We start from the raw sequence: 10,836 nt of genomic DNA, 5'->3' as shown, positions 1-10,836 counted from the left end.
CCGCGAGCAGATAGTTGCAGCCCTCAGAACCGTGGTTCAGCACCTCATCGAGAAAATAGCGCGCGGACAGCCTCTTACCCTGCAACCTGCCCTGCATGTCGGCGATCGCGAGCAGCACGGTGTCGATCGTGCCGGCCTCGACCTCGGAGCGGAGTTCCTCGACTGACAGGCCCACGGGCGCCCCTTCCACCAAAAGTCTGGAATCAGACCAATAGAGGCATGCAAGCACTACTTTTTTCACCCTGTCAATACTTCGCCTCATCTGGCGCTGGTTTACCCGATCGTCACATTTCCGGCCTTGACGGACCACGCACTGTGGGCGAAGCATCTGCGAAAGAGTTATTGGTCCGGCCGTAGCCCATTGGATGCGGTCGGCCGTGCCGGAGGTGGCAACGTTGGTTGACAAGAAACGACACGTCCGTGGGGCCGACTACGAGTCGGTCTCAGCCGACTATCTGGAAAAGCGCAAGCTCAAGCAGGGAGCGGCCGGGTGGGTGCTGCTCGCGGGACTGGGCGTGGCGTACGTCATCTCCGGTGACTTCGCCGGCTGGAACTTCGGGCTGGAGCAGGGAGGTTGGGGCGGCCTGCTCATCGCCACCGTGCTGATGGCGATCATGTACACCTGCATGGTGTTCGGGCTGGCGGAGCTGTCGTCCAGCATCCCGGTCGCGGGCGCCGGGTACGGCTTCGCCCGCCGTGCCCTCGGCCCCCTGGGCGGCTTCGCCACCGGCGTGGCCATCCTCATCGAGTACGCCGTGGCACCCGCCGCGATCGCCGTCTTCATCGGCGGCTACGTCGAGGCGCTCGGGCTGTTCGGGCTCACCAGCGGGTGGCCCGTCTTCCTGGTCGCCTATCTCATCTTCGTCGGCGTGCATCTGTGGGGCGTCGGCGAGGCACTCAAGATCACCTTCGTGATCACCGGCATCGCCCTGGTGGCGCTGATCGCGTTCGTGATCGGGATGGTGCCCAAGTTCGAGACCGCCAAGCTGTTCGACATCGCGGTCACCGACGCGCCGGGAGCCAGCTCCTTCCTGCCGTTCGGCGTCTTCGGCGTCTGGGCCGCGATCGTCTACGCCATCTGGTTCTTCCTCGCCATCGAGGGCGTGCCGCTGGCCGCCGAGGAGGCGCGTGACCCGAGGCGGGACATGCCCAAGGGCATCATCGCGGGCATGCTCGTGCTGCTGGTCACGGCGGCGCTCATGCTGGTGCTCGTCCCCGGAACGGCCGGTTCGAAGGCCATGATGGCCAGCGGCAACCCGCTGCCCGAGGCGATCAGGATCGCCTACGGCGGTGACAACTTCCTGGCCGACTTCGTCAACTACGCCGGCCTGGCCGGGCTGATCGCCAGCTTCTTCTCGATCATCTACGCGTACTCCCGGCAGCTGTTCGCGCTGTCCAGGGCCGGATATCTGCCGCGGTGGATGTCGGTCACGGGCCGGCGGCACACGCCGTACCTGGCCCTGATCATCCCGGGCACCATCGGCTTCCTCCTCGCGGCGATCACCGAGGCGGGCGACCTGATGATCCAGATCGCCGTGTTCGGCGCGACCATCTCGTACGTGTTGATGATGGTCTCGCACATCGTCCTGCGCCGGCGGGAGCCCGACATGCCCCGGCCGTACCGCACCCCGGGCGGCGTGGTCACCACCGGCGTCGCCCTGGTGCTCGCCGTGGCCGCCCTCGTCGCGGTCTTCCTGGTCGACGTCATCGCCGCGCTCATCGTGGCGGCCATCTTCGTGGCCGCGCTGGCGTACTTCTGGTTCTACAGCCGGCACCGCCTGGTCGCCAACGCGCCTGAGGAGGAGTTCGAGGCCATCGCCCGCGCCGAGACCGAACTGGCGTAAGCCACCAGGGGGTCAGGTCGTCGACCGGTCGCGCATGCGTCGCAGCGCGGCCGGTCAACCGGCCGTGTCCTCGCGAGGCGACGTCGCCGGCTCGTCGAACAGGGCCATCTCATCGGGCGTCGGAGGCTCGAACAGCGTCGCCCAGTGGTCGAGCATGTCCCGGCTGATCGGCACAGTGCCCCGGCCGCCGGTCGCGTTGCGACCCTCCAGGCGGCTATGCAGCTCCTCCAGCGGCGCCGCGAGATAGCGCAGCTCGACGGCCGCGCCCAGGGCCCGCGCGGCGAGCCGCAGCTCCTCGCGTTCCGCCCGCGACCAGAAGCCGAACTCGAGGATGACGGTCTGGCCGAGCCGCAGCAGGTCGTGCGCGTGCCGCCGGAACAGTCTCTCCAGCCGGTCGCGGGCCTGCTCGTCGTACGCGTCGATGCCGAGGTCCGCCAGCCATTCGTCCGGGCACAGCCGGATGGCCGGGAGCTCGCCGGCCAGCCGCCGGGCCAGCGTGGTCTTGCCCGCGCCGGGCAGTCCGCACAGCAGGATCAACCGCCCCGGCCGCGTCGTACGCATGTCCCTGCCCGCTCCTCTAGGGCGACAGCAGCCGGCTGAGCGTGTGGGGCAGCTCGTCGCGGTTCTGCGGGGTCACCGTGATGAGCTCCGCCTCGATGCGGGTCTTCAACGCCTGCCGGCTGCGCTGGTGGACGGTGGCCACGACGGGAATGTCGGCGGCGAAGAGCGACACGCACCGCGGCATGAACGCGGGCGACAGCAGCTCCATCGGCCCGATCTCGTCGATGAGCGCCACCGCGCCCTTCGTGGCCACCGCCCGCTCCATGGCCGGCAGCGCGACGCGCTCGAACGCGGGCACGTTGACGCCGTACTGCCCGACCCGCGGGCCGGACACCCACGAGACATGGGCCATGACGGTCTTCTGCCCGCCGAACTCCTCGACCGTGAAGCCGACCCGGCGGCCGTGCTCGCGTATCTCGTCGCTGAGGAAGCCGCAGACCGGCACGCCCGCCGCCGCCAGCAGCTCGGCGAGGCGGCGGATCACGGTGGTCTTGCCGGTGCGGGGTGGGGCGGTGAGCATGATGTGCGGGCGCGACACGGGTCAAGGATGTCAGACCCGCCGGTCCTTGGTCAGCACCTCCAGGTAGTGCGGGTTGCGCATGATGCCGAGGATGTTGCCGAACGGATCGATCATGGAGGCGGTGACGAACCCCTTGCCCTCGCCGCGCTCGGTGATGGGCTGGTACTCCTTTGCCCCCAGGCCGAGCAGCCGGTCGAACGTGGCCTGCAGGTCATCCACGTGCCAGTACATGATCGAGCCCGCCGGCCCGTCCGCCGCGCCCTCCGGGGCGAAGCGGCTGTTGATCAGGCCCAGCTCGTGCCCGTAGTCGCCGATGCGGAACTCGGCGTAGGCGCCCGGGACCTCGTAGTACGGCTGGATGCCCAGCAGCTCGGAGTACCAGCTCTTGGCCGCCTCGAAGTCGGCGGCGTAGAAGTTGAGAGTGGCGAATCCTCGCAGCATGTCGGTTCCTTTTCTCCGGTTCCTGATACTGCGATCCTTCCAGCTAAAGTGCTCATCAAATGAGCACTTTGTCAGGGGAATGGCCAGGGTACGGGGATCGACCTCCACCACCCGTAACCCCCGCCGCGCCCAGCCCCGCGACCCGCGCCGCCTTCTCCAGTGACGAGTGCGTCTGGGACGACACATACATCGTGTACCGCCGGGTGGCGCCCTGCTTGGCGACCTCACCGCCGCCGGCCCGGTGCAGCGCGGCCAGCAGGGCGACCAGGCTCGCGCTCGACGCCGAGTCCTGGATGACGCCGCCACCCCGATCGTCCGTACGGAAACGGGCCGGCAGGCCGAGCAGGTCGCCCAGGATGGCCGGGCCGCTGGCGTTCGAGGCACCGGAGGGCGTCAGAAAAGGGGACGGGCCGGAGGTTTCTCCTCCGGCCCGTCCTATCTCAAGCGGTCAGCGACCGCGTTAGTAATGCCTGTGGTGTCTGCGGCGTCCGAACGATTTGCCGACCTGGAAGCCGCCGGGCAGACGTACCGACACATGCCGGCGGCCGTCGGGAGTGGTCGTGACGTGGAAACGCCGGTTGCCGAAACTGTGGCCGACGCCGTGCCGCGACAGGTTGATCCGGAACGGCCCCAGCTTGATCGACTTCCTGTAGTGCCAGCCCATTTTCCTCCTCCGGCTCGCCGCCGTACTCATGGGGGAGAACGACCGGCGCGCCCGCCGAGTTCCGCGAGCGGCTCCGCCAGGGCTTCCGGCGCGGGCGGGCAGGCGTTCCGAACTGGCTCCGCCTTTCCTCGCAGAACTGGATCTTACGGTTGGTCCGATCAACGGGCATAACGTAGGCGAGCCTGCCGAACGGGAAGGAACCCAGCCATGATCGTGATCGCTCACGTGAGCGACATCCACATCGGCGCCACGTCCAGCAGCATCGACCGCGCCAACGCCGTCATGCGCTACCTGGACTCGCTGCCCGCCGACCTCGACGCGGTGCTGGTCACCGGCGACATCGCCGACCACGGGGTCGCGGAGGAGTACGAGGAGGCGCGCAAGCTGCTCACCTCCCGCCACCCCGTCCTGGTCGGTCCCGGCAACCACGACGTACGCGAGGAGTTCCGCCGGGTGCTGCTCGGAGAGCCCGACCCCGGTGCCGGGCCGATCAACCAGGTGTATCGCAGCGCCAAGGCGGTCTACGCGATGTGCGACTCGTCCATTCCGCACCGCCAGAACCCGGGACACCTGGACGACGAGACGATCGCCTGGCTCGAGGGCGTGCTGGAGGAGAGCGACCTGCCGGTGTTCGTGGCGTTCCACCATCCGCCGACGCTCCTGCACAGCCCGATCGTCGACGCCATCAGGCTGCAGCGGCCCGAACCCCTGGCGGAGCTGGTCGCCCGGCACCCGAACGTGGTCGCCGTCCTGGTCGGCCACGCCCACACGGCCGCCGCCACGACCTTCGCCGGCCGCCCGCTGCTGGTGGCCCCGGGGGTCATCTCGACCCTGAAGCTGCCGTGGGAGGGCGCGACGACGCCGGACACCTGCGCCGACTATGACCTGCCGCCCTCGATCGCGTTCCACGTCCTCGACGACGAAGGCCGGATGACCACCCACTACCGGGTGATCCAGTAGGCGACCTCCATCAGCATCCCGCCACGGTGCAAGGGCCAGGTCACGTGGAGCGGCGCCGTCCTGGGTGAACGGCGCCGCTCCCCTGCCTCAGCGTTCCGTGAGCTTGATGAACGTCACCGAGTGCGCCGGGAAGTCGTAGGCGAAGGCCGAGGAGAAGCCGTTCGCCTGCCACTTCACCGGCGCCACCCGATCCGGTTCGGCGATCGAGTTCGAGTCCGACGGCGTCCCGGTCAGCGACGTGACCGTGGCCGTCGGCTCGACCTGTGCCCCGCCCAGGTCGACACGGCCGCGTACAGCCGTCTCCTGGGCGTTGACGACCTTGAGCGTCACGGACTTCCCGTCCCTGGACACCACCTGGTAGAGCGGCTCCACCGTGCCGCTGTCCACGAACTCGCCGACCTTCTGCCCGTCCAGCCAGGCCGTGATCTTGCGACCGGCGACCTGGATCTTGAGGTGGTAGTCGCGGCCCGTCTCGACCGTGTGGGTGGAGGTGGCGATCGAGGACTTGCCGCCGTTCACGGCCTTCTCGATGGCGGACTGCGTGTTGTTCCAGCCCCCGATGTTCCACCAGTAGTAGTTGCCGGTGTCCCGCACCCCGAACATCACCAGGAAGCCCTCGGACCCGCCGGTCTTGCGGGCGGTCACCTCCATCGTGTAGTTCGACCAGTCGGCCGAGCCCGCCGTCGACCTGGCGTCCTCCACCTCGGCCGTCTGCATGTACCCGCCGTCCTGCACGGCCCAGGTCCCCAAGCCAGGGGTCCACTGGGACGCGCCCGCCGAGAAGTCGTCCGAGAGCAGGACGGTCCCGTCCGCCGCGGTGACCTTCACGTCGTCGTAGCGGACCTGGGTGCGCCAGGCGCCCAGGCCGATGCCGCCCTTGATGTCCTCGGCCGGCCTGGCCTCGCCCTCGAACGAGCTCGGCAGGATCCGGTCGCCGACGTTCGTGGAGAACAGCCGCTGGACGTGGTAGCTGGGCGAGCCGTACGCCTGGTCGTTGTCGAACCAGATGAGGTCGGGCGCCCAGTCCACGTAGTCCACGTTGGACAGCAGCGGCGCGTACGAGGTCAGCTCCACGACATCGGCGTTGCGCTCCAGGCCCGTCATGTACGACGCCTCCGCCAGCGCGTTGTAGAAGGTGTTGCCGCGCGAGGCGTACTCGCCCACGAACACCTTCGGCCCGCTCCGGTCGTAGGAGTCGTAGCGGCGGTTGTTGGCCAGGAACCAGTCCGGGTTGTTGTAGTAGTGCTCGTCGACCAGGTCCGCCTTCTGGTCGCGGGAGAACTGCCACATCCGGTCGAACCAGGCGCCCTGCGACGTCTGACCCGAGTTACTGATGATCTTGATCTCGGGATACTCGGCCCTGATCGCGTTGGCGAACTTCGGGTAGTTTGCGAAGAACTCGGGGTAGATCTCCTCGTTCCCGAGCCCGATGTAGTCCAGCCCGAACGGCTTCGGATGCCCGAGCTCCGCCCGCTTCTTGCCCCACTCCGACGTCACGGGCCCGTTGGCGAACTCGATCAGGTCGAGCGTGTCCTGCACCCACCTGGCCAGCTTGGCCTCGTCGGTCAGCGGCCGGTTCTCGCCGCACCCGTTGACGCCCACCGACAGCACCGGCAGCGCCTCGGCCCCGATGTCCTCGGCGAACTGGAAGTACTCGTAGTAGCCGATGCCGTACGTCTGGTTGTAGCCCCAGAAGTTGAAGTTGGTCGGCCGCTCCTCGACCGGGCCGATCGTCTCCTTCCACTGGTAGATGCGGCGCCGGTCCTGCTTGTCCGAGTACGGGTCGTACGTGCCGACGTTGGTCACGCAGCCGCCGGGGAAGCGCAGGAACCGCGGCTCCAGATCGGCGATCATCTTGGCCAGGTCGGCGCGCATGCCGTTCTCGCGCCCCTTGAACGTGTCGTTCGGGAACAACGAGACCATGTCCAGGTCGGTACGGCCGGCGGGAGCCTGAACGATCAGACGGCCCGCGTCGGTGGTGCCCGACGACACGAACGATGCGGTGTACTTGGCCCAGCCGCCCGCGTTGACCTGCACGGTCGCCTTGCCGAGCACGGTGCCGCCGGTCTCCGCGGTGATCGTCAGCGGGCCGGCCTCCGAGCGCCTGGCCCACAGCGACAGGTCGTACTGCTCGCCCGCCTTCAACGGCAGGCCGCGGTTGAAGCCGGCGTTGCTCACCCCGGCCGTGCCCTCGCCGGTGACCTCCAGCCGCAGGTAGTTGCTGTTGTTGGGGTTCAGCGGCTGGTCGGAGGAGACCGCGAGGGTCGCGGTGGCGCCGCGCTCGGCCTTCGTCCACGCGGTCAGCCCTGTGTAGGAGCGCTCATCGACGCTGTTGAACTCGAACGAGCGGTTCTGCACCAGCTCGGCGTAGAGCCCGCCGTCCGCGGCGTGGTTGATGTCCTCGTAGAACACCCCGTACAGGTTGGGGGCGACCGCGGTGCCCTTGGCCTTGGTGTCGACGGCGAGTTTGCCCGAGGAGTAGGCCTCGACCCGGAACTTCGCCGCCTCCGTCCCCATGGTCAGCTTCCCGTCGCTGATCGAGACGTTCTGGCCGCCCGAGGACACCGTGACCTTGCCGCCGCCGGCGTCCTTGAGCTGGAAGACCGACGCGGTCCCGCTCAGCCGCACCCGGTCGGTGGCCTGCAGGTATTTGCCCGTGGCCAGGTCCTTCAACGTCACCCCGTCGCCGCCGGCCGTCGCCGTGACGGCCAGGCTGGTCATCGGCGGGCGCGTCGAGGCCCGGATCGTCCCGTACTCGTCGGCCGACAGGTACGGCAGCGTCGCCGCCCGCAGCGTGAACGGCCCCGACGGGACCACGGCGCCGCCCTCAGCCGCCTTGATCGCGATGTAGTCGAAGTCCGCGCGCATGGACGTGCCGTTCTGCGCCGACAGCGCGAACAGTCCGAGCTGCCTGACGTTGATCTTGGCAGTCATCCTGGACGCCTCCGCCCAGGCGGTGCCGTCCCAGTAGGACGAGACGAACTCGTCGCCGGTCCGCGCCAGCTTGACGATCTCACCGGTCGAGCCGGGCCGGGCCGCGAAGTTCGAGGCGAAGGCGGCCCCGACCTCGGTGGCCGTCTCGATCACGGGCCCGCCGGCGAACCCGACGTGGGCCAGCCCGGCTCGCACGTAGTTGTCCCAGTCCTGCCAGGCCAGCAGACCCGCGCTCTGGTAATTGAGCGAGACCGGTGCGCTGAACTTGGTGACCACCTCGAAGTCGCCGGCGGGGACGTCCACGAGGAAGAGGTTCCTGGCGTTGTTCGTACCCTGGTGGGTGTCGCCGGTCAGGGTGTCCACGTGGAGCGCGCTCCCGGACACCGACCAGCGGGAGCTGTCCGGCGACAGCACCGTCCAGTCCTCGCCGAGCGTGGTGCCGTCGAACTGGTCGACGACGGCGCCTTCGGGGATGGGATCCGCCAGCGCGGCGGCCGGCGGCGCGACCACTAGTCCCGCTAAGAGCAGGGCTGATAGGGCGATTCGCATCATGAGTGGGGGGCTCCTCAAGTCTTGTTAGCGCTAACATTCAAGTGAGCGTTAACAACAGGGATTCGCGACAAGTTAAGGACTGCCCGTGCACCCCGTCAAGTGGCGCTTCGTGTAACCCGACCGTAATCCGGCGACTCTTGACGAGACCGGTTGTTAACGTTCACAGTCGTGCCCAGGCCAGGAAAGGAGCACGCAGTGGGATCCACCCTGAGGCGCCGCCTACCTGTCATGGCCGATGTGGCCAAGGAGGCGGGTGTGTCGCATCAAACCGTCTCCCGCGTGCTCAACGATCATCCGAACGTGCGAAGCGAGACCCGCACCCGGGTGCTCGAGGCGATCGACAAGCTCGGCTACCGCCGCAACCTCGTCGCCCGCGCTCTGGTCACCAAACGGTCGAGGACGCTCGGCGTGGTCAGCTTCGACACCACGCTGTACGGCCCGGCCAGCACGGTGTACGGCATCGAGCAGGCGGCCAGGTCGGCCGGCTACTTCGTCAGCATCGTCAGCCTCAAGTCCATCGACAAGGGCGGCGTCCGCGACGCCCTCGACTACCTGGCCGACCAGGGCGTGGACGGGGTCGTGGTGGTCGCGCCGCAGCGCTCGGCCGCCCAGTCCATGGCCGACGTGCCACTCGGCATCCCCGCCGTCGCCGTCGAGGGCGGCGAGGCGGGGGAGTTGTCGGTGGTCTGCGTGGACCAGGTCGCGGGAGGCAGGCTCGCCACCGAGCATCTGCTGTCGCTGGGCCACGAGACGGTCTGGCACGTCAGCGGCCCCTCCGACTGGCTGGAGGCCGAGGGGCGCGTGGCCGGGTGGCGGGCCGCGCTGGAGCAGGCGGGCCGCGAGGCCCCGCAGCCGCTCACCGGGGACTGGAGCCCGCGCTCGGGATACGAGGCGGGCCGCAGCCTGGCGAGCATGAAGAACGTCACCGCGGTCTTCGTCGCCAACGATCAGATGGCGCTCGGGGTGCTGCGGGCGTTCACCGAGCAGGGGGTGAGAGTGCCCGATCAGGTGAGTGTCGTCGGCTTCGACGACATCCCCGAGTCGGCGTACTTCTCGCCGCCGCTCACGACCATCAGGCAGGACTTCGACGCGGTGGGAAGACACAGCATCGAGGTGCTCGTACGGCAGCTCGAAGGGGGCCCCGAGGAGCGGGAGCGACTCGTGGTGCCGCCGAGCTTCGTGCTCCGGGCCAGTACGGTCCGGGCGCCCGGAAACAGATAGCGGTCGTACTTGTAGGCAGGAGGCGCTGGCGCCCGATCAGGGCTGTTAGCGCTCACATCAGAAGGGAACCCCCCACGTGTTCAAGAGGATCTCGGGGCTGGTGCTCGCCGGGCTCACCGCGATGTCGGTGGCGGCGTGCGGCAGCGGTGGCAGTGACACCTCCGCCAACACCACCGGTGGCGGCGACAGCACGATCACCATGGGCTTCTCCCAGGTCGGGGCAGAGAGCGGCTGGCGGACGGCGAACACCAAGTCCGTGCAGGACGCGGCCAAGAACGCGAGCATCACGCTCAAGTTCTCCGACGCCCAGCAGAAGCAGGAGAACCAGATCAAGGCCATTCGCTCCTACATCCAGCAGAAGGTGGACGTCATCGCCTTCTCGCCGGTGGTGGAGTCCGGCTGGGACACGGTGCTCAAGGAGGCGCAGAACGCGAAGATCCCGGTCATCCTGACCGACCGCGCCGTGGACTCCAAGGACACCTCCCTCTACAAGACCTTCCTCGGCTCCGACTTCGTGGAGGAGGGCCGCAAGGCCGGCAAGTGGCTGGTGGAGGAGTACAAGGACAGCACCGACCCGGTGAACATCGTCGAGCTGCAGGGCACGACGGGGTCGGCGCCGGCCAACGACCGCAAGGCCGGGTTCCAGGAGACCATCGGGGCCGAGTCGAAGTTCAAGATCATCGCCTCGCAGACCGGCGACTTCACCCGGGCCAAGGGCAAGGAGGTCATGGAGGCCTTCCTGAAGTCCAACCCGGACATCGACGTGCTCTACGCGCACAATGACGACATGGGTCTGGGCGCGATCGAGGCGATCGAGGGCGCCGGCAAGGTGCCGGGCAAGGACATCAAGATCATCACCGTGGACGCCGTCAAGGACGGCATGCAGGCGCTCGCCGACGGAAAGATCAACTACATCGTCGAGTGCTCCCCGCTGCTCGGCCCGCAGCTGATGGACCTGGCCAAGAAGGTCGTCAAGGGCGAGCAGGTGCCGGCCCGCGTGGTGACCGAGGAGACCGTGTTCACCCAGGAAGAGGCCAAGAAGGTCCTGTCCACCCGCCAGTACTGATCGCCGGACCGGGCCGGCCGCGGCCGGCCCGGTCCTCCCATTCCAGCGACCGGGCCGCCCCACACCCCGACCC

At 68.4% G+C, this 10,836-nt stretch carries 10 protein-coding genes and 1 pseudogene; 4 read left to right on the top strand and 7 right to left on the bottom strand.

What is annotated here, in order from left to right; translation table 11 throughout:
• Positions 1-169 (bottom strand): annotated as a pseudogene (locus tag EJK15_RS63515) (glutamine synthetase); the annotation flags it as partial.
• Positions 170-395: 226 nt separating this feature from the next.
• On the opposite strand from EJK15_RS63515, the gene eat reads away from it, so the two are divergent.
• Complete coding sequence (eat, locus tag EJK15_RS63510) at positions 396-1,844, top strand: ethanolamine permease (RefSeq protein ID WP_240778004.1); 1,449 nt, start codon at positions 396-398, stop codon at positions 1,842-1,844.
• 54 nt (positions 1,845-1,898) lie between these two features.
• On the opposite strand, the gene EJK15_RS63505 is transcribed toward eat, so the two are convergent.
• From EJK15_RS63505 to EJK15_RS63490, 5 genes are all read right to left on the bottom strand, one after another.
• On the bottom strand, positions 1,899-2,405 hold the full coding sequence (locus tag EJK15_RS63505) for a P-loop nucleotide/nucleoside kinase family protein (protein WP_138719955.1): 507 nt from the start codon (positions 2,403-2,405) through the stop codon (positions 1,899-1,901).
• Positions 2,406-2,421: 16 nt separating this feature from the next.
• Positions 2,422-2,943 (bottom strand): nucleoside-triphosphatase, encoded by a 522-nt coding sequence (locus EJK15_RS63500; RefSeq protein WP_206062094.1) that lies wholly within the window; start codon positions 2,941-2,943, stop codon positions 2,422-2,424.
• 12 nt (positions 2,944-2,955) lie between these two features.
• Positions 2,956-3,366 carry a VOC family protein gene (locus tag EJK15_RS73820; RefSeq protein ID WP_206062093.1) on the bottom strand — a complete coding sequence of 137 codons (411 nt, stop codon included), beginning with the start codon at positions 3,364-3,366 and terminating at the stop codon, positions 2,956-2,958.
• Positions 3,367-3,421: 55 nt separating this feature from the next.
• Positions 3,422-3,661 (bottom strand): hypothetical protein, encoded by a 240-nt coding sequence (locus EJK15_RS78225; protein WP_420847179.1) that lies wholly within the window; start codon positions 3,659-3,661, stop codon positions 3,422-3,424.
• 165 nt (positions 3,662-3,826) lie between these two features.
• The gene (locus EJK15_RS63490; protein WP_138719953.1) at positions 3,827-4,030 is read right to left on the bottom strand and encodes a DUF4236 domain-containing protein; all 204 of its coding nucleotides are present in this window, start codon (positions 4,028-4,030) and stop codon (positions 3,827-3,829) included.
• A 207-nt stretch (positions 4,031-4,237) separates the two neighbouring features.
• Here EJK15_RS63490 and EJK15_RS63485 point away from each other — a divergent pair, with 207 nt between their 5' ends.
• Positions 4,238-4,990: a metallophosphoesterase gene (locus EJK15_RS63485; RefSeq protein WP_138719952.1), complete on the top strand. Its 753-nt coding sequence runs from the start codon at positions 4,238-4,240 to the stop codon at positions 4,988-4,990.
• A gap of 87 nt (positions 4,991-5,077) precedes the next feature.
• Here the strand turns inward: EJK15_RS63485 and EJK15_RS63480 are convergent, their stop codons facing one another.
• Positions 5,078-8,476 (bottom strand): alpha-L-arabinofuranosidase C-terminal domain-containing protein, encoded by a 3,399-nt coding sequence (locus EJK15_RS63480; protein ID WP_138719951.1) that lies wholly within the window; start codon positions 8,474-8,476, stop codon positions 5,078-5,080.
• Positions 8,477-8,704: 228 nt separating this feature from the next.
• Here EJK15_RS63480 and EJK15_RS63475 point away from each other — a divergent pair, with 228 nt between their 5' ends.
• Positions 8,705-9,697, top strand: a complete 993-nt coding sequence (locus EJK15_RS63475; RefSeq protein ID WP_138719958.1) for a LacI family DNA-binding transcriptional regulator — start codon at positions 8,705-8,707, stop codon at positions 9,695-9,697.
• A gap of 76 nt (positions 9,698-9,773) precedes the next feature.
• The gene (locus tag EJK15_RS63470; RefSeq protein ID WP_206062092.1) at positions 9,774-10,763 is read left to right on the top strand and encodes an ABC transporter substrate-binding protein; all 990 of its coding nucleotides are present in this window, start codon (positions 9,774-9,776) and stop codon (positions 10,761-10,763) included.
• Positions 10,764-10,836 lie beyond the last annotated feature (73 nt).

Source organism: Nonomuraea basaltis, from assembly GCF_005893125.1.
Lineage (GTDB): Bacteria > Actinomycetota > Actinomycetes > Streptosporangiales > Streptosporangiaceae > Nonomuraea > Nonomuraea basaltis.
The sequence above is the reverse complement of the archived record's forward strand: the minus strand, read 5'-3'. Positions and strand labels throughout refer to the sequence as shown.

Coding starts and splice junctions, on each gene's coding strand:
- EJK15_RS63505 (WP_138719955.1), bottom strand. CDS start 2,405: ATGCGTACGACGCGGCCGGGGCGGTTGATCCTGCTGTGCGGACTGCCC.
- EJK15_RS73820 (WP_206062093.1), bottom strand. CDS start 3,366: ATGCTGCGAGGATTCGCCACTCTCAACTTCTACGCCGCCGACTTCGAG.
- EJK15_RS63490 (WP_138719953.1), bottom strand. CDS start 4,030: ATGGGCTGGCACTACAGGAAGTCGATCAAGCTGGGGCCGTTCCGGATC.
- EJK15_RS63485 (WP_138719952.1), top strand. CDS start 4,238: ATGATCGTGATCGCTCACGTGAGCGACATCCACATCGGCGCCACGTCC.
- EJK15_RS63480 (WP_138719951.1), bottom strand. CDS start 8,476: ATGATGCGAATCGCCCTATCAGCCCTGCTCTTAGCGGGACTAGTGGTC.
- EJK15_RS63475 (WP_138719958.1), top strand. CDS start 8,705: ATGGCCGATGTGGCCAAGGAGGCGGGTGTGTCGCATCAAACCGTCTCC.